Here is a 19,759-nt window from a genome sequence, read left to right as displayed (position 1 = left end):
GCATTTTATGGAGGTTGAATACAACCTCCATTTTGACCTCTCCACATTTACTCAATCATCAGTCTATCCTTCTACAACTTCAGTCTCATAAAGCAGTTTATTTTGTCGCTCTCGTAAAAATGTAGAGTCGTATTTTGTTTTACTATTTTTTTAATACTTTTAACGTGTTATTCATTCAAATGGGTGTTTTTAGCATATAAATTCTTTTTTAATGAGTTTTTATACAAAAGAAACAACAATTTAATTCAACATCAAACACGTGCATCCAGTTTATCTATGATGTTAAAGTGTGAAAATAATGATCGGATAATTAATTTCTTCACTAACAATAGCATTGATCATTTTTCCTATTTCAAATTAAAAAATACCTACATGGAAGAATAAATATGAATTATATACACACAACCATTGCGCAGTTAAAACAAACGAGCCCTGCGCAATGTGAGTTTTATCAAGCAGTGGAAGAAGTGCTTGACTCACTTGAACCTGTATTTGCGCAAACAAGTCATTACCAACAACAAGCAATTATTCAAAGAATGGTAGAGCCAGAGCGCCAACTAATGTTTCGTGTGCCTTGGGTTGACGATGAGGGCAATATTCAAGTGAATAAAGGCTACCGTATTGAATTTAATTCGGCGTTAGGGCCTTACAAAGGCGGCTTACGTTTTCACCCGAGTGTAAATGCCAGCATTATAAAGTTTTTAGGCTTTGAACAAATTTTTAAAAATGCACTAACAGGTTTGCCTATTGGTGGGGGAAAAGGCGGTGCGAACTTTGATCCTAAAGGACGCTCTGATGGCGAAATTATGCGTTTTTGCCAATCCTTTATGAACGAGCTATACCGCCATATTGGCCCGACTACCGATGTACCTGCCGGCGATATTGGCGTAGGTGCCAGAGAGATTGGCTATATGTTTGGTCAATACAAACGCTTAACAGGGCGTTATGAAGGGGTGCTAACGGGTAAGAGTTTACTTTGGGGTGGATCGCTTGCCCGTAAAGAGGCCACAGGCTATGGCGCTGCCTATTTTGCTAATAATATGCTTGAAGAGCGTAACGATAGTTTATCAGGTAAGCGCTGTTTAATTTCAGGCTCTGGTAATGTGGCTATTTATGCCATGGAAAAGTTATATCAACTTGGTGCAACGCCAATTACCTGTAGTGACTCTAAAGGCACTTTATATGATGAGAATGGTATTGATTTAAAGCTGATAAAACAGCTCAAAGAGCAATCAAGAGGGTGTTTAAGTGACTATTTAGATAGTCATTCACAAGCCAAGTATACGCCTCGCGATGACTACCCAGAGGATGGTCATATGGTATGGCGCTACAGTGCGGATGCGGCATTCCCTTGCGCCACGCAAAATGAATTGACCGAAGCGGATGCAAAAGCGCTACTTGATAATGGCTGTAAATTAGTATGTGAAGGTGCCAATATGCCCTCAACCAAAGAAGCGATTGATTGCTTTATTGAAGCAAAAATAGCTTATGGCCCGGGTAAAGCGGCTAATGCCGGTGGCGTGGCAACCAGCCAACTAGAAATGGCGCAAAATGCCAGTATGCAAAGCTGGACGTTTGAAGAAGTTGATGAAAAGCTCAAGCAAATAATGAAAGATATTTTCACAACAGCAAGCGATACCGCAAAAGAATTTGATCAACCCGGTAATCTATTATTAGGCGCTAACATCGCTGGATTTAGACGTGTAGCCGATGCAATGATTGAACAAGGCGTTGTATAGTAGCGCCTCGGCTATTTAATTAACTCTCTACTTTTATTCGTTATATCCTGAATAAGAATTGTTCAGGATATAGCAAAAATAATGTATAATATTATTTAATAAGGTAAATTTAACTCGCTAATTAATAACAATAAACTATAGTGTGGATAAGGATCAGTGAGCTTATTAAGGAGAGTGCAGGTGCGACTTATTCCCGCAATTTTTTATTTTTCAAGTGCGACAGAGCACGACTTCCAAAATCAACTTAATAAAAGCTCAATGCGTCTTGCTGATGCATCACTCTACCTTGTAACACTTTTTTTATTATCTTTTATTTTTATGTCTTGGTTTAATCAACAAGAGCCTGCTAATTCAACCATAACAATTTTACGTGTAGTTATGGTATTGCTATCGATAGTTCTGATTATTATAAATAAAACACTAAGTTCAGAGTACTTACATTCGCGCTTTTTTAGTTATGCGGTTTTATTTTGTTTTTTATTTAGTTATTTCTTCTGGGTATATGTTCAGCGTTACGGTGAGTTGAAAGAGGGAGGGCCTATGCTTGTAGCGGCTGCATTTATAGCCATACCGATGCTGCACTTAGGACATAAACTGGTTTTATGGTCAATAATCGGCATTGCCTTGATATTTATTGAGCTTTTTTCTTCTACTTCGATTGTATGGACACTTTATTTTTATTTTAGCATGGTGATTGTATTGGCTATTGTGCAATATCAACTAGATACCTTATTAAGAAAGCAATATAAAGCGGAGTTATTTGAAACGGAAAAAGCCAACACCGATCAGTTAACAGGTATGCATAATCGGCATAGTTTTGATCGGCGCTGTAAAGCATTAATTAACAAGTTAGCGCCATCACAATATTTAGGGTTAGCCATGATTGATGTCGACTATTTTAAAAAATATAACGATAACTACGGCCACTTAGAGGGAGATAACGTACTAATAGCAGTAGCAAACCGATTAAAGCATTGTGACGCTGATATTGTGGTGCGTTTTGGTGGTGAAGAATTCATATTGGTAAAAACATTGCAAGCGAATGAGCTAGATTGGTTAAGTGACTTACCTAAGTGCTTCGCAGACGACCCCATTGCACACCAATATTCACCTTTTAACCGTATTACTGTCTCTGCCGGTATTGCAATTGATCAATACACGACATATAGACCTTCAATAAAATCATTGTTAGCAACAGCTGATGTAGGGGTTTATAAAGCTAAAAATGCAGGACGAAATATCAGTATTACCGATTTTGTTGACCCTAAACAACCTGAAATTGAGTAAGACAATGCAAAGCACTAAGCTGATAGTGCTTCGCATTGAATCGGTTTACGAAAATGCAGATTCGGCGAGCTCTTCTTGCATTTGTTCACGCATTTTAAATTTTTGCAATTTGCCGGTTACCGTCATCGGGTAATTTTCAACAAAGCGAATGTATTTAGGTTGTTTAAAGTAGGCGAGTTTGTCCTTTAAAAACAGACGAATTGCTTGCTCATCAAGCACTTCACCTTCTTTAGGCTGGATCCAAGCACAGACTTCTTCGCCAAATTTTTCATCACTAATGCCAAAAATAGCGGCGTCTTGTATACCCGGATAGGTGTAAAGCACTTCTTCAATTTCACGCGGATAAATGTTTTCACCACCACGAATAATCATGTCTTTAATTCTGCCAACAATGCTGACAAAGCCCTCACTGTCCATTACCCCTAAATCGCCCGAGTGCAGCCAGCCGTCATTGTCGATAGTGGCTTTGGTTTTCTCTTCATCATTCCAGTAGCAACGCATAATGCCGGCCCCACGGCTACATACTTCACCAGGCTGCCCGATTTTTTGAATGTCACCAACCTCATCAATAATTTTTACTTCGGTGTGTGCAAGTGCTCGGCCAACCGTAGTGACTTGACGCTCAATAGAAGAGTCGGTTTCGGTAATGTTATTAATTGGGCTGCATTCTGTTTGCCCATAGGCAATTACCACCTGATTCATATTCATGAGTGTTTGTACTTTACGCATCACCTGTTCAGGACAAGTTGAGCCTGCCATAACACCCGTTCGCAGTGTACTTAAGTCATACTCGTTAAAGTTATTAAGCTCTAACTCGCTTATAAACATAGTGGGTACACCATGAAGGCCGGTGCATTTTTCTTGTTGTACCACCTCTAATGTAGTTTTTGGATCAAAAGAATCACGTGGATAAATTGCAGCGGCCCCTTTACTGACACACAATAAACTGCCTAATACCATGCCAAAGCAGTGATATAGCGGAACAGGAATACAGAGCTTATCGCGCTCAGTAAAGTGCATAGCTTGTGCGACTAAAAGCGCATTATTCAATATATTTTTATGCGTCAACGTAGCCCCTTTAGGGTTTCCTGTTGTGCCAGAGGTAAATTGAATATTGATATCTTGATTGCAATCGAGGGTTTTGGCCACCGCTTGCAGTTCTAATTTATGTGCATCGGTGGGCATGCTCATAACCTCATTAAAGGAAAACATCCCATCGACGGGTTCATCACCAATACAAATTACATTTTTTAAAGTGGGTAATTTGACTGCGGTTAACTCACCTTTGTTACAACCGCTAAGCTCAGGAGCTAAACTTTGCAGCATATTAATATAGTGGCTGCCTTTAAATTCAGTGGCGGTTATAAGCGTAGAGCATTCCACACTGTTTAGTGCATATTGCAGTTCACTAGGGCGGTAAGCTGGGTTAATGCATACCATAATGGCACCTATTTTAGCGGTGGCAAATTGTGTTAAGCACCACTGTATATTGTTCGGTGACCAAATACCGACCCGTTCACCAGGTTTTACCCCTAAAGCCAGTAACCCCATAGCAAGTTGATTAATCTGCTGTTGAAATTGCTTATAGCGTAAACGTATATTTTGATGGGCAACGACTACGGCCAGAGCGTCTGGGTTATTGTCGACAATGGCGTCAAAGTATTCGCCTATGGTTTGTTCTACTAATGGTGTGCTCTGAATTCCTTTAAAATAGCTGCTTGATAGCGGTATAGTGTTTATTTGCTCTACTTCTTTTATCACTTTTTGTGTCGCTTTCATGACATACTCCATGTTTTTATTTTTGAGAGGCCTGCTGTTTAAATAAACACGAATTGTCGACAAAAGGAAGAGGGTTAGACTAATGTATTATACCAATCGGCAATAATACTAAATCATTTTGAGGGGGCAAATCAGACGCTAGCTGTGTTAAAGATTTCTCATTTAGAACAACTAACTAACGAAATATTTGCTTTGATATCGACACGATTTCCTCCCTCAAATTAGATCACTTAGTTAAGCGAATTGGTATTACTGTTTTTATGTAGAATTTAAAGACAAAAAAACGCGTACTCTCTAGCGAATACGCGTTTTTATAAGGATGTAATTAATTTACATTTCGTCGCTGCGATACGTTTTTTTCATGATGTAAACGTAAGCATTAACAAATGCATTTTCTTGATACTTTTTAAGACCGGTGTCTTCAAACGCGATAGGTATCGGATTACGTTTTACTTGTTCTTTTATTTCGGTGGTTGAAAACACGCGTACATCGAGATTATCGATTAACTGAATAGCGGTTTCCATTTTGAATCCTTTAGCGCTGCCAGCAAACTTACCTTTAGGTTGGCGTTCGCGAATGGCAACCGAATCAATTTGGTAATCTTGCATTAACTTGGCAAAATCAAACTGAAACTTACGCATTACTTCAGTGTCGTTACCGTTACCTAAGGTAAAGCGTGTTTGGCGCACATCACGAATATCAAAAACGTCATTATCTTTACTTAAAATACAAAGTAGTACATCACTACCGGTAATTTCTACACCACATGTTCTCATTGCTAATCTCTACTATAACTTAATTACCCGTTATTATACGCAACACGCATTAAAATGCGAGTTTAAGCACTTACAGTGGTGTTTTTGTTAGCGCTTAACGTCCATTCGTCATTTTGATGTAACAAGGTCTGTTTATCTTTGCGGCTAAATGTGCAGCCCTCCTTTTTTTAGCCAAGACAGCGCTATGGTTTGTTTACTTTAAATAGGTGTAAGCGTTGCTCAATTTTTTACTTAGCGCCAGGTGATAGCTCCCGGGCTTTAACTAAATCGCCCCTAGATTGAACAAATCCTAATATAGAAAGCCAACAGACTCCTATTAAACGTTATTAATTGCACTTTTATGGTAAAATTGGGTGGTTTTTAATAGCTTAAAACTTGTAATTAATGCTGCAGCACGCGACAATAACTCTCTTGTAGTTGAGCAGACTCAGCATCTACATTAGCCATTTTTGGCGAAAAATAGTCAATGCTTATTCGTAAAAGCGTTGTCGAGTCATTCTCATTTAATTAATTAAAAATACACGTGATACATTGTAGGTGTCACCACTGTATGTAAGGATTTATAATGCCAGTTATTACTCTTCCTGACGGTAGTCAGCGTAGTTTTGAAAACCCTGTAAGCACTCTTGATGTAGCAAACGATATAGGCCCTGGTCTTGCAAAAGCCACCATTGCGGGTCGTGTTAATGGCGAACGCGTAGATGCGTGTGATTTAATTAGTGACGATTCTCGTCTTGAGATCATTACCGCAAAAGACGACGATGGCCTAGAGATTATTCGCCACTCGTGTGCGCACTTAATTGGTCATGCTGTTAAACAACTTTTTCCTGATGCAAAAATGGCGATTGGTCCAACAATTGATAACGGTTTTTACTACGATATTGATATGGAACATTCGTTATCTCAAGATGATCTTGATGCCATTGAAAAACGTATGCTACAGCTTGCAAAAACAAACTACGACGTAGTGAAAAAAACCGTTAGCTGGCAAGAAGCGCGCGACACTTTTGCAGCGCGTGGCGAAACATACAAAATTGAAATACTAGACGAAAATATCGCACAAGATGACCGTCCAGGTTTATATCATCACGAAGAATACATCGATATGTGTCGTGGTCCTCATGTGCCAAACATGAAGTTTTGTCAAAACTTCAAAATTATGAAAGTGGCCGGCGCATACTGGCGCGGTGATTCTGAAAACAAAATGCTACAGCGTATTTACGGCACAGCATGGGGCGATAAAAAGCAACTTAAAGCGTATTTAAAGCGTTTAGAAGAGGCTGAGAAGCGCGATCACCGTCGTATCGGTAAAGCACTCGATTTATGGCACTGGCAAGAAGAAGCGCCAGGTATGGTATTTTGGCACAACGATGGTTGGAGCATTTACCGCGAGCTAGAAGACTTTGTGCGTGAAAAATTACGTGAGTACCAATACGAAGAAGTGAAAGGTCCAATGATGATGGATCGCTCTTTGTGGGAAAAATCAGGGCATTGGGAAAAGTATTCAGAAGCCATGTTTACCACGGAATCTGAAAAGCGTGAATACGCAATCAAGCCAATGAACTGTCCAGGTCACGTACAAATTTTCAACCAAGGTTTAAAATCGTACCGTGACTTACCACTGCGTATGGCAGAGTTTGGTTGTTGTCACCGAAATGAACCATCAGGCGCGCTTCATGGCTTAATGCGTGTACGCGGCTTTACCCAAGATGATGCGCATGTATTTTGTACAGAAGAGCAAATCATGGATGAAGTATCGGCCTGTATTAAAATGGTTTACGATACCTATGAAACATTTGGTTTCGAAAAAATTGTTGTTAAACTTTCAACTCGCCCAGAGCAACGTATTGGCGAAGATGAAATGTGGGACAAAGCAGAGCTTGCACTTGCTGACGCACTTAAAGCAAATGACATTGAATTTGATTATTTACCAGGTGAAGGGGCGTTTTATGGCCCTAAAATTGAATTTACTTTGTACGATTGCTTAGACAGAGCGTGGCAGTGTGGTACAGTGCAACTAGATTTTGCATTACCGGGTCGTTTGGGCGCTACTTATGTAGCTGAAAATAACGAACGTCGCACACCTGTTATGATACACCGCGCTATTTTAGGGTCTATTGAGCGCTTTATCGGTATCTTAACAGAAGAGTACGCTGGTTTATTCCCAACGTGGCTTGCGCCTAAGCAAGTGGTGATTATGAATATCACCGATAAACAAGCACCTTATGTGCAGGAAATTGTACAAAAATTAAATAAACTTGGAATTAGAGCCGCTGCTGACTTGAGAAATGAGAAGATTGGCTTTAAAATCCGAGAACATACACTTAAGCGTATTCCTTACTTACTGGTTGTTGGCGATAAAGAAGTTGAACAACAAGAAGTAGCAGTACGAACTCGCACAGGTGAAGACCTAGGCAAATTTAATGTCGATGATTTTATCGCTAAAATCAGTGAAGAAATCAAAAATCGACAGTAAAAATCGAGCGTGTAGGGCAATCACAAACAGCCAACTACACGCTTATATTATTGATATTCTTGGAGGAACGTACCATTAGAGGCGGCAAGAAAGGGCAACAAACAGCTCAAAAAAATCGTATTAACGAAGAAATTACAGCGCTAGAAGTTCGTTTAATCGACATCGACGGCGAACAAGCTGGAATTCAGTCATTAAAAGACGCGCAAGCTATGGCTGATGCAGCGGGTGTTGATCTTGTAGAGATCAGTCCAAACGCTGAGCCGCCTGTTTGTAAGGTTATGGACTACGGTAAGTTCATCTTTGAAAAAAGCAAAGAACTAAAAGAGCAGAAGAAGAAGCAAAAGCAAATCCAGATTAAAGAAATCAAATTCCGTCCGGGAACGGATGAAGGCGATTATCAGGTTAAGCTGCGCAACTTACGTAAGTTCTTAGAAGCTGGCGATAAAGCTAAGATAACTATCCGCTTCCGTGGTCGTGAAATGGCTCACCAAGAAATTGGTATCGAATTATTAAACCGTATTAAAACCGATTTAGAAGAGTTAGCAGTTGTTGAGTCTTTCCCAAATCGTGTTGAAGGTCGTCAAATGGTTATGATGATGGCACCGGTTGCTAAAAAGTAATAATTAGGCGATAATACGCACCGAATTTAGCTCAGGTTTGCAAGTGATGTGAAAATGTCCACCTGAGTTAACCGGTTTTAAAGTAAAATTGCGGTATTTATATCGAGTTTTCACCGGAACATAGCAGTAAGTTAGGCCTTTAAAGTGGAGCTATAGCAATATATCTCACGCCTTCTTACTAAATTTAAAGCAATACAATTGGAGTTATTGCAATGGCTTACAAGCTAAAAAGTCACAGAGGCGCAGCTAAGCGTTTCAAAAAGACTGCTTCTGGCGGTTTCAAGCGTAAACAAGCGCATCTTCGTCACATTCTGACTAAGAAAACTTCTAAGCGTAAGTTACACCTACGTCCTAAGATGATGGTTCATAAAAATGACCATGGTCTAGTTTCACGTATGTTACCATTCGCTTAATAGGGGTTTTTAGAAATGGCAAGAGTTAAACGCGGCGTTGTCGCACGTGCACGTCACAAAAAAGTTTTAAAACAAGCGAAAGGTTACTACGGAGCACGTTCACGTGTTTACCGCGTAGCTTTCCAGGCTGTTACTAAAGCGGGTCAATACGCTTACCGTGACCGCCGTGCTAAGAAACGTACTTTCCGTCAACTATGGATTGCACGTATCAATGCTGCTTCACGTCAAAATGGTCTGTCTTACAGCCGTTTTATCAATGGTCTTAAAAAGACATCTGTAGAAATCGATCGTAAGATCCTTGCAGATATCGCTGTTTACGACCAAGTTGCATTCGCAGCGCTTGTAGCAAAAGCAAAAGAAGGCCTAGCGGCAGCTTAAGTTTTTGTATAAGTAATGAGAAGGAGCCCATGGCTCCTTTTTTTGTGCCTGTAATTTATTATCTTTTTTATGCGCTTGTAGGCTTTTTCCTTTATTTATTACCGTTGTGTGTTCGTTTTTTTAGGTACTTATTAGCCCTTTTTATTCAGTAGATGTTGATAGCGTGGCTGGGCTGCAACTAAAAATGCCGTTGGCTGTATTTTTTTGTTGAACCACCGCAGTTTTGGCAACTAGAAAAGTTTAATTGCTATAATTTTTCTTAATTAATGGGTTTGTTAGAGAAGTATATGTTTATAAGTTTATTGGTTTTATCTGCAAGTATGGCAAATAGCAATCATTTACCGCCATTATTACCATGGGAAGGTAGTAGTACCTCACTATTGCAACAACAGGGACCCTTAACCACAGACTTTGAAATTTCTGCAGGAGTCTCGTCTCCCAATTATGCTGATACCATGGCATTTGTTGATAGATTAGTGGCGGCGAATCCCACTCAATTTAAATCAAAAACGATTGGCTATAGTAATAGTAAACGAGCAATAAAAATGTTGATTGCCAGCGAACAAGGTTTTTTTAATGCGGGTCAAATGGCCAATAGCACCAAACCAACCGTGCTTATTCAGGCTGGTATTCACGCTGGTGAGATTGATGGTAAAGATGCGATGTTTATGCTGCTTAGAGATATTGCTACGGGTAAACGACGCGATATATTAAAAAAGGTAAACATTTTATTTATCCCAATATTAAACGTTGATGGTCACGAGCGTAGTAGTGCGTTTAATCGTATTAATCAGCGTGGCCCTGTAAAAATGGGTTTTAGAACAAACGCAAATAATCTTAATTTAAATCGTGATTACACTAAGCTTGATACGCCAGAGGTTAAAAGCGTCCTTCAAGTAATTAATGATTATAATCCGAATTTGTATATTGACGTACACGTGACTGATGGGGCTGATTACCAATACGATGTAACCTATGGCTATAACCCGGTATTTGCTAGCGAGTCGCCTGCCATTTCAGATGCGCTTAACCGTTATTTTAAACCAATGATTGATCAAACCCTCACTGAGCAAGGCCATATTCCGGGCCCTTTAGTGTTTGTTATGGATAAGCAAGAATTTAAATCAGGGCTGGCCGGTTGGGTTGCCACACCGCGGTTTTCAAACGGGTGGGGTGATTTAAAGTCATTGCCTACCATTTTAGTTGAAAACCATTCTTTAAAGCCATACAAACAACGCGTGTTAGGGACTTATGTGTTTATAGATGGTGCTATTGAAGCATTATCAGCGCATAAAGATAAACTCGCTAATGCAGTAAAAAAAGAACAAGAATTTGTTCCTAAGCAATTAATTGTTAAGCGTGGTTATTCTGAGCAGCCTGATCATATCGCGTTTAAAGGTATTGCTTATTCTAAAAGCCTGAGCCCATTGTCAAATCAACAAGAAGTAAGCTATTTGGGTAAAAAACAGGATTATGACAAGCTGCCTATTTTTTGGCAAAAAGAGGTGCAGCACACGGTTGAAGTACCAAAATCATTTTTTATTCCACCTGTTTACACCGATATTATTGAGAAATTAGCCCTGCATGGGGTGTCAGTTAATAAGCTCAGTGGTGCCAACACTCAGCCATTAAAAATGGCAAAAGTAGCGCAATATAGTTTTGATAAAGCGCCATTTGAAGGGCGTTTTAGAGTGTCGGCTAGTTTTGATTATGTACCAGCTACAAATGTGGATTTAGATGGTTGGTTTGAAGTGAGTACGCAGCAAAAGGCAGGAGAGTTAGCTGTCCACTTGCTACATCCTGAAGCACCAGATTCATTTTTTGCTTGGGGGGAGTTTAATACTATTTTTCAGCGCACTGAATATATGGAAAATTATGCTTTGATACCGTTTGCTGAAAAAATGCTTGCTGATGACCCCAAATTAGCCCAAGAATTTGATAAAAAAGTAAACCAGGATAAAGACTTTGCTAAGAACGCTGATGCACGTTTAAATTGGTTATATGAGCATAGCCCATTTTATGATCAAGCTTATTTGAAATACCCAGTTTTAATGTCATACGAAGAGAATATAGTTATTCCAGCACAAAAAGATAAAGAAATATAAGATGAAAATAATCACTATTCCCGTAACCCCGTTTATGCAAAATTGCCGCATTATAGTATGTGAACAAACCCAGCAAGCTGTCGTGGTCGACCCTGGCGGTGATGCTGACAAAATTAATGCATCACTTAAGCAGCATAATTTATCATTAGCAGCGATTTGGTTAACCCATGGGCATTTAGATCATGTAGGCGCTGCGCATAATTTACGCGAGCAACACAAGGTAAAGATGATTGGGCCTCATGAGGATGAACGTTTTTGGTTCGACAATTTACCGATGCAAGCCACTATGTTTGGCTTTAAACCGATCAACTCCTTCTATCCTGATGAATGGTTAGCCCATGGTGATAGTATCAAAATTGGGCAGCTTGAATTTAAAGTACTTCATTGCCCAGGGCATACGCCAGGGCATGTTGTGTTTTATCAACAAGCACAGAATACGGTTATCGTCGGGGATGTTATTTTCAAAGGTTCAATAGGGCGTACCGACTTTCCTAAAGGCGACAGCAAGCAGCTAATCGACTCTATAATGCAACATATCATGTCATTACCACCGAACACTGCAATTTTAAGTGGCCATGGTGACAACACCCATGTTGCTCATGAACAGGCTACTAACCCATTTGTAAGTGGCCAGTTTGGTTGATGTGCATATTTGTTAAAAATAAGCAGACTGCTTTTTAAAAAGGCTGTATAATTTAACCAATTTATTAGATAAATAAGAAATAAAATGTCTCTAAATCACGTAGATCGCCAAATATTGGCACTTTTACAACAAGATGCAAGTTTATCAACTGCTGAGATTGCAGACAAAGTCGGACTTTCTCAGTCTCCTTGTTGGCGTCGTATTGCTAAATTAGAACAAGATGGCTACATCAAAAGTAAAGTCGCATTGCTTGATGAAAAAAAGCTGGGCTTTGATATGTTGGTTTACGCCCATGTACGTTTATCAAACCATGGTAAAAAGAATTTAGCTGAGTTTGAAAAATTAATACTTAGCTATGATGAAGTGACTGAATGTTACACCATGGCTGGCACTATGGACTTTATGTTGCGTATTATTTCTCAAGGCATAGAAGGTTATGAGCACTTTGTACGCGATAACTTGCTTAGCTTAGAATATGTACAAGAGGTTCATTCTAATGTGACCATGACGTGTGTTAAACGAAGCACGGCACTGCCACTTTAAACTTTACTAAGCAGCTAAAAACACACAGGCTGAATTAACTATAATTGTGAAATGAGCGCTAATTTGATAAAATCTAGCGCTTTTTTTGTTAGCGAAATAAAACTGAGGAACTCAATGTTTAACTTACTCAGCAGAGCGTCAAGCTCTGCTAAAAACGATATTCTCTCTGGATTGACAGTGGCACTTGCCTTGATCCCAGAAGCTGTTGCATTTGCCTTTGTTGCAAATGTAGAACCTCTTGTTGGTTTATACGCCGCATTTATTGTGGGCTTAATTACGGCTATTTTTGGTGGTCGTCCGGGTATGATTTCGGGTGCAACCGGTGCATTAGCGGTTGTGATGGTAAGTTTAGTACTTGATCACGGAGTGGAATACCTATTTGCCACTGTGTTGCTGATGGGACTACTACAAATATTGGCTGGGGTATTTAAGCTCGGTAAATTTATTCGTATGGTTCCGCATCCTGTTATGCTCGGTTTCGTTAACGGTTTAGCGATTGTTATATTTTTAGCCCAGCTTGGACAGTTTAAAGTGCCTGATGGTGCTGGCGGCCAAATGTGGATGACGGGCAGTGCGCTTTACATCATGTTAGGTTTAGTGGCGCTAACGATGGCAATTATTCACTTTTTACCAAAATTAACTACCGCGGTGCCTTCATCACTGGTTGCTATTGTTACTGTAACGGGTTTAGTGATTGGTCTTGATTTAGAAGCACGTACGGTACTTGATTTCTTAAAAGGCATGACAGGAAATGAAGCTGCAACCATTGCCGGTGGCTTACCACAGTTTCATATTCCTATGGTCCCTTTTAACCTAGAAACACTACAAATTATCTTTCCATATGCGCTTATTCTTGCAGCAATTGGCTTAATTGAATCGCTGTTAACGCTAAGCTTGATTGACGAAATTACAGAAACCCGTGGCCATTCTAATAAAGAATGTATTGGCCAAGGTGCGGCCAATGTCACATGTGGTTTCTTTGGTGCAATGGGTGGCTGTGCCATGATTGGCCAATCTATGATCAACATTAATTCAGGTGGGCGTTCGCGTTTATCAGGTATTAGTGCAGCATTGATGTTACTTGCATTTATTATCTTCGCTTCAAGCTTAATCGAAATGATTCCACTGGCGGCATTAGTTGGGGTTATGTTTATGGTGGTGCTGGGTACGTTTGAATGGGCGAGTTTCAAAATGATGAAACGCGTCCCTTTATCTGATGCTTTTGTAATTGTATTAGTTTCGGGTGTAACGGTTATTACCGACCTTGCGATTGCGGTGTGTGTAGGTGTTATTGTCTCTGCGTTAGTGTTTGCATGGCAGCATGCAAAACATATTTACACAACTAACTATATTGATAAAGAAGGTTCAAAAGTGTACGAGCTACATGGGCCTTTATTTTTTGGTTCGGTTAAAAACTTTGCTGATTTATTTGATGTAAAGAACGACCCTAAAGACGTTATTGTTGAGTTTAAATACAGCCGTGTTGCGGATCACAGTGCAATAGAAGCAATTGATAGCCTAGCTGATAAGTACAATAAAGCGGGTAAAAAGTTGCATTTACGTCACTTAAGTAAAGACTGTACAGAACTACTTCATAAAGCACGTGATTTAGTGGAAGTAAACGTAATTGAAGATCCGACTTATAAAGTTGCTTCAGACAAACTTGCTTAATAAATAAAAAGTAAACATTGAGAAGCGAAAGGTACATACCTTTCGCTTTTTTTATGCATATAGATCAATTGAATCGCTTAACCGAATAGCATCAGCCAACGTTATCGTTTGCGATAGGGCTATTAAAAAGTAAGACAGTTGGTAGTGCTATACCCGACGATAAATCGATATAATAGTGACAAATTTACAAGGTAATAATTAATTTTGAATTGGCAGTCTTTAATTGATAACAGACAACGTTTTTTCTGGCTTTTGCAAATTGCAGGCTGGATAGGTTATGCGTTAGTTAACTATATTGGTTCTAAAGTATTCGAAATGCGTGATATTTACGTATTCGTTATTTTACTAAACGCCTATGCGGGCTGTTTAATGACTGTGCCTCTGCGTTATATTTATCGCAAAATTTGGAATGCCTCACCTTGGGTATTAATTATTGTTGTATTTGGCGCCTCTTATATAACCGGTACATTATGGGCCGTGGTGCAAAAGTTTAACCTGTGGGAAATTTATCGCCACGGATACCGTCCTGAAGAATGGTTTTATTATTTACAACAAGGACTCGATTCTGTTTATATTATTTTGTGTTGGAGTGGTTTGTACTTTGGTGTTAAGTATTACCAGTTATTACAAAGTGAACGTCAAAAAGCCTTAAAAGCAACCACAATGGCGCACGAAGCGCAGTTAAAAATGCTTAGATACCAGCTAAATCCTCATTTTTTGTTTAATACGCTCAATGCAATATCAACCTTAGTTTTGGTAAAAGAAAATAAAGATGCTAACTTGATGGTATCTAAATTGAGTGACTTTTTACGCTATACGCTTAATACTGATCCAATTAAAAAAGTGCCGCTGGAGCAAGAGTTACATGCATTAATGCTCTATTTAGAAATTGAACGTGTACGTTTTGATGAGCGCTTACAAGTTAATGTGGACGTGAGTGAGCAGGCCAAACAAGCATTAGTGCCAAGCTTAATATTGCAACCGATCATCGAAAATGCCATTAAATATGCGATTGCCCATATGTCAGAAGGTGGCGTTATTGATATAAAAGCACAAGTTTTTGCTAATGAATTATTACTTGAAGTGGGCGATAATGGTCCTGGCACTGATATTGAAAATGGCCAGTTAGTTAATGCACAAGGCGTAGGGGTGGCAAACACCCGAGACAGATTAAAAACGCTCTACGAAAATAATTACTCGTTTGTATTATCACATAATACGCCAAGTGGATTAAAAGTTAACCTGCGAGTCCCGTTTGAGAAGGCTGTGAAGAAATGACAAGAATAAAAACGCTTATTGTTGATGATGAACCATTAGCACGTAAAGGTTTAGCCGTCAGGCTTGAAGAGTTTTCTGATATTGAAGTGATCAAACTGTGTAGTTCAGGTTTTGATGCGATTGAAAGTTGTAAAAACGAAAAAATTGATCTCGTCTTTCTTGATATTCAAATGCCTGGTATGAACGGTTTTGAAGTGGCACGTGCTTTAAGTGAAAGCAGTAAAGATTTACCTGCCATTGTGTTTGTTACGGCGTTTGATCACTTTGCTGTTAAAGCATTTGAAATTCATGCTTTAGATTACATTTTAAAACCCGTTGATGATAACAGATTAAAACAGGCGGTAGAAAAAGTGCATACCTATTTAAAAACTCAGCAGGATAACGCCCATAAGAAAAAACTAGCGAGTTTCGTAGCAGGGATAACAGGCAATAACTGCGAAGAAATTTTAAAGAAATTAGCCACTGGCGATACCCTTACAGATCGTCGTTATCCTGAATCATTGGCCGTAAAAGAGCAGGGCGAAATTGTCAGAGTACCCGTTGCTACTATACAGTGGGTAGATGCGGCAGGTGATTACATGTGTCTGCATTGCCAAGATGGGCAAACGCATATATTACGTAAAACCATGAAAGAGCTTGAACAAGAATTAGATCCAAGCTTATTTGTACGTGTTCATCGCAGCGCGATTGTTAACACCAAACAAATTAGCAAGCTGGTAACTCAGGTTAGTGGTGAATATTTATTAGTGTTAGATAACGGACAAGAGCTTAAAGTAAGTAGAAGTTACCGTGATAAAGTAAAAGCAGCACTGGCTAGCTAACTTTAATAAATAACATAAAAAAACGCGAGCTTTTAGCTCGCGTTTTTTATGCGCGTTACAGTTACGAAACCGTGACTATTTTCATCGTGTTGGTTGCACCAATCGTTTCCATCGCATCACCGTGGGTAATAATCACGGTATCGCCTGCTTGTAAAGAGCCTGCGGCTACAAGTGTGCTTAATGCATCTTTAACCATGCTATCTTTTTCACATTTTGTAGAGTCAAAAAATACAGGGTAAACACCACGATACAGTGCTGTTTGACCTAATGTACTTGCATGACGTGAAAGTGAATAAATAGGCAGTCCAGAGCTAATACGCGACATCAATTTTGCCGTACTACCTGACTCAGTCAAGGTGATAATCGCTTTAACAGAGTCTAAGTGGTTAGCTGCATACATAGCTGATAAGGCAATTGATTCGGCATTAGAAGAAAAACGGCTGTCTAAACGATGTTTAGAAACGTGTGTTTCTTTTTGTGATTCAGCACCTAAACAAACACGCGCCATAGTAGCAACGGTTTCTTCCGGGTAATCACCAGCGGCTGTTTCAGCAGAAAGCATCACTGCATCTGTGCCATCAAGTACTGCATTGGCAACATCCATAACTTCTGCGCGTGTTGGCATAGGGTTATCGATCATCGATTCCATCATTTGCGTAGCGGTTACTACGGTACGATTTAATGAACGAGCACGACGAATAATGAGTTTTTGTTTACCCATTAGTGCAGCATCACCAATTTCAACACCTAAGTCGCCACGGGCAACCATAACAGCGTCAGACGCTAAAATAATGTCATCAACTGCTTCTTGTGTTTCTACTGCTTCAGCACGCTCAATTTTAGCTAAAAGCTGTGCATTAGAGCCTGCAGCTTCCGCAAGTGAACGCACATAACGCATATCATCGCCACTGCGAGGAAAAGAAACCGCAATGTAATCAACACCAATTTCAGCAGCGGTGATTAAATCTTCTTTATCTTTTTCCGTAAATGCAGGTGCCGTTAAGCCACCACCTAAACGGTTAATCCCTTTATTATTAGAAAGTACGCCGCCAACAGTCACAATGGTATGAACTAAGTGACCTTCAACACTTTCTACGGTGAGTTGAATTAAGCCATCGTTTAATAGCAATAAATCACCAGGGGCAACATCTTGTGGTAGCTCTTTGTAGTCAATACCGACGGCGTTAATATCGCCTTGGCCTTTTTCCATTTTGGCATCAAGAATAAATTTTGCACCAACAGATAAGGTCACTTTGCCTTCTTTGAAGGTTGAAACGCGAATTTTTGGGCCTTGTAAGTCAGCGAGAATCGCGATGTGCTTACCAAGTTTAGTTGCAATATCTCGAACAGCTTGTGCACGGTCTTTATGATCTTGTGCAACACCGTGTGAGAAATTTAATCGAACGACATTTGCGCCTGCACGAATAATTTTTTCTAAGTTATTATCTCTATCTGTTGCAGGTCCAAGTGTCGCGACTATTTTTGTACGTCTTAACATTAAATTCTCCTGTGTGCTTTTTTTAAGCAAGTTGACGGTTATTTTGTTTTTAGCGATTACTAATAAAGAGCAATCTTTAGTTTTATGCAATTTTTATAACATTGCGACTATTATATACAAAATGAATATGTCATCATTATGACACCGGTGTCACAGGGCGTCAATGATCTAAAAATTTAAATAGCACTGCTATTTCTTCCCCTGAGAGGGCGGTTGTTTGATATAATTGCGGCGTTTATTTTAACTGTAATAAATGCATGTAGCTTTGCTCATGGCTGCGGTCTGAGTATAATGCACGCGGTATTATTTTAATTTACTAACCAAATAGTTGTTACCGAGGAGGGCACTAAATGCAAGTTGCATTAGTAGGGTTAGGCGTTATGGGGAAAAATCTTGCCCTGAACTTGATTGAAAAAGGGATAACGCTTGTCGCTTATGACAAAAACCCAAATGCGGGTGAAGAATTACTAAGTTGTGCTAAATCACAAGGCATGGCTGATAAACTTCACATTGTCTCTGATCTAGGGGATATGGTTAGGCGTTTAGAAGCACCGCGTTCTATTTTATTACTTGTGCCTGCTGGTGAGTTAGTTGATGCGGTTTGCAACGAGCTTATTGAAGCGGGTGTTCAGTGTAGTGATATTATTGTTGATTGTGGTAACAGTAATTATAAAGACGGTATTAACCGTAAGCTCAAATACCAAGATAAGTTTGAATTTGCCACTATGGGTATTTCAGGCGGTGCCGAGGGTGCACGTCACGGTCCAGCTATGATGGCCAGTGGTTCTGAAGGTGGCTGGGAGCGTGTCGAGCCATGGTTTACAAAGGTTGCTGCAAGCTATAAAGGCGAGTCGTGTTTTGCGCGTGTGGGCCAGTCAGCCAGCGGCCATTTTGTAAAAATGGTTCATAATGGAATTGAATACGCACTCATGCAACTGATTGCAGAAATGTATCAGCTATTGCGTCACGGCACTAATCGCTCACCTAAAGAAATTGCAGAGATATTTAACGAATGGTCTCAAGGGCAGCTAAATAGCTATTTACTGTCAATCTCAAGCCATATTTTATCACTTGAGAATTCGCATAATGTGCCGCTTGTAGATTTAATTGACAATAAAGTAGGCGCAAAAGGCACCGGTTTATGGACAGCACAAAACGCCCTTGAATTAGGTATTGCGGTACCGTCGCTAGTGGCTGCTGTACAAGCTCGTCATTTAACCAATGCGTGTAATACCACTGCCGCACAAGAAATGACATACAGCGCACAAAATACCACGCAAGTTGATATTGATTTAGATGAATTAAAAGATGCGTTTACCCTTGCGAGCCTGTTGGCTTATCGTCAAGGACTTGCATTAATTAAAGGCGCTTCACGAACTCATCAATGGAAAGTTGATTTAGCGAAAACGCTACAAACATGGCGTGCAGGGTGTATTATCCGTGCTGATTACCTTGATAGTGTAGCGCAAGGCGTTGAGTTTATTGACACGCTTGAAAAAGAGTCATTAGCGATGCGTAAAGTGACTGGCCAAGCCGTTATGACGGGTCTGGCGTTTCCTGTGCTTAGTGCAACACAAACCTACTTAGCAACGCTAACAACACCAAGTAATGGGCACTTAGTTCAAGCCCAGCGTGATTACTTTGGTGAGCATGGCATTAAAACCCACAGTGGTGAAACGTGTCATTTAACTGACTTAGTTGATATTGACGCAAAAGTTCGTTAATAAAATC

General features: G+C 39.8%; 16 protein-coding genes. 13 read left to right on the top strand and 3 right to left on the bottom strand.

Annotated features, from left to right (window positions below; genetic code table 11):
* Window positions 1-386 precede the first annotated feature (386 nt).
* Window positions 387-1,739 (top strand): NADP-specific glutamate dehydrogenase, encoded by a 1,353-nt coding sequence (gdhA, locus tag BM380_RS02470; RefSeq protein WP_090492692.1) that lies wholly within the window; start codon window positions 387-389, stop codon window positions 1,737-1,739.
* A gap of 180 nt (window positions 1,740-1,919) precedes the next feature.
* A complete protein-coding gene (locus tag BM380_RS02465) occupies window positions 1,920-3,026 on the top strand; it encodes a GGDEF domain-containing protein (RefSeq protein ID WP_090492688.1) in 1,107 nt (368 codons plus the stop codon).
* Between the two features lie 45 nt (window positions 3,027-3,071).
* On the opposite strand, the gene BM380_RS02460 is transcribed toward BM380_RS02465, so the two are convergent.
* The gene (locus BM380_RS02460; protein WP_090492685.1) at window positions 3,072-4,805 is read right to left on the bottom strand and encodes an AMP-binding protein; all 1,734 of its coding nucleotides are present in this window, start codon (window positions 4,803-4,805) and stop codon (window positions 3,072-3,074) included.
* 330 nt (window positions 4,806-5,135) lie between these two features.
* Window positions 5,136-5,582, bottom strand: a complete 447-nt coding sequence (locus tag BM380_RS02455; protein ID WP_008110482.1) for a DUF3010 family protein — start codon at window positions 5,580-5,582, stop codon at window positions 5,136-5,138.
* 565 nt (window positions 5,583-6,147) lie between these two features.
* On the opposite strand from BM380_RS02455, the gene thrS reads away from it, so the two are divergent.
* From thrS to BM380_RS02405, 10 genes are all read left to right on the top strand, one after another.
* A complete protein-coding gene (thrS, locus tag BM380_RS02450; RefSeq protein WP_024601037.1) occupies window positions 6,148-8,058 on the top strand; it encodes a threonine--tRNA ligase in 1,911 nt (636 codons plus the stop codon).
* Window positions 8,059-8,117: 59 nt separating this feature from the next.
* The gene (gene infC, locus BM380_RS02445) at window positions 8,118-8,678 is read left to right on the top strand and encodes a translation initiation factor IF-3 (protein ID WP_008110479.1); all 561 of its coding nucleotides are present in this window, start codon (window positions 8,118-8,120) and stop codon (window positions 8,676-8,678) included.
* A gap of 212 nt (window positions 8,679-8,890) precedes the next feature.
* Entirely contained in the window at window positions 8,891-9,091 is a 201-nt protein-coding gene (rpmI, locus tag BM380_RS02440) for a 50S ribosomal protein L35 (RefSeq protein ID WP_004587840.1), read from the top strand.
* Window positions 9,092-9,106: 15 nt separating this feature from the next.
* A complete protein-coding gene (rplT, locus tag BM380_RS02435; RefSeq protein WP_008110477.1) occupies window positions 9,107-9,469 on the top strand; it encodes a 50S ribosomal protein L20 in 363 nt (120 codons plus the stop codon).
* Window positions 9,470-9,756: 287 nt separating this feature from the next.
* On the top strand, window positions 9,757-11,574 hold the full coding sequence (locus BM380_RS02430; RefSeq protein WP_090492683.1) for a M14 family metallopeptidase: 1,818 nt from the start codon (window positions 9,757-9,759) through the stop codon (window positions 11,572-11,574).
* A 1-nt stretch (window position 11,575) separates the two neighbouring features.
* Window positions 11,576-12,217 carry an MBL fold metallo-hydrolase gene (locus BM380_RS02425; RefSeq protein WP_090492681.1) on the top strand — a complete coding sequence of 214 codons (642 nt, stop codon included), beginning with the start codon at window positions 11,576-11,578 and terminating at the stop codon, window positions 12,215-12,217.
* 84 nt (window positions 12,218-12,301) lie between these two features.
* On the top strand, window positions 12,302-12,760 hold the full coding sequence (locus tag BM380_RS02420; protein ID WP_008110469.1) for an Lrp/AsnC family transcriptional regulator: 459 nt from the start codon (window positions 12,302-12,304) through the stop codon (window positions 12,758-12,760).
* Between the two features lie 114 nt (window positions 12,761-12,874).
* The gene (locus tag BM380_RS02415; protein ID WP_090492679.1) at window positions 12,875-14,431 is read left to right on the top strand and encodes a SulP family inorganic anion transporter; all 1,557 of its coding nucleotides are present in this window, start codon (window positions 12,875-12,877) and stop codon (window positions 14,429-14,431) included.
* Window positions 14,432-14,635: 204 nt separating this feature from the next.
* Window positions 14,636-15,709 carry a sensor histidine kinase gene (locus BM380_RS02410; RefSeq protein WP_008110465.1) on the top strand — a complete coding sequence of 358 codons (1,074 nt, stop codon included), beginning with the start codon at window positions 14,636-14,638 and terminating at the stop codon, window positions 15,707-15,709.
* Complete coding sequence (locus tag BM380_RS02405) at window positions 15,706-16,530, top strand: LytR/AlgR family response regulator transcription factor (protein ID WP_008110464.1); 825 nt, start codon at window positions 15,706-15,708, stop codon at window positions 16,528-16,530. Before BM380_RS02410 ends, BM380_RS02405 begins: the two co-directional genes overlap by 4 nt.
* A 61-nt stretch (window positions 16,531-16,591) precedes the next feature.
* Here the strand turns inward: BM380_RS02405 and pyk are convergent, their stop codons facing one another.
* Complete coding sequence (pyk, locus tag BM380_RS02400; RefSeq protein ID WP_008112452.1) at window positions 16,592-18,028, bottom strand: pyruvate kinase; 1,437 nt, start codon at window positions 18,026-18,028, stop codon at window positions 16,592-16,594.
* A 350-nt stretch (window positions 18,029-18,378) separates the two neighbouring features.
* Here pyk and gndA point away from each other — a divergent pair, with 350 nt between their 5' ends.
* Complete coding sequence (gndA, locus tag BM380_RS02395; protein WP_013464864.1) at window positions 18,379-19,752, top strand: NADP-dependent phosphogluconate dehydrogenase; 1,374 nt, start codon at window positions 18,379-18,381, stop codon at window positions 19,750-19,752.
* The last annotated feature ends 7 nt before the right edge of the window (window positions 19,753-19,759 follow it).

It is taken from the genome of Pseudoalteromonas sp. DSM 26666 (assembly GCF_900116475.1).
Lineage (GTDB): Bacteria > Pseudomonadota > Gammaproteobacteria > Enterobacterales > Alteromonadaceae > Pseudoalteromonas > Pseudoalteromonas tetraodonis.
This window is presented reverse-complemented; position numbering and strand designations above follow the sequence as displayed.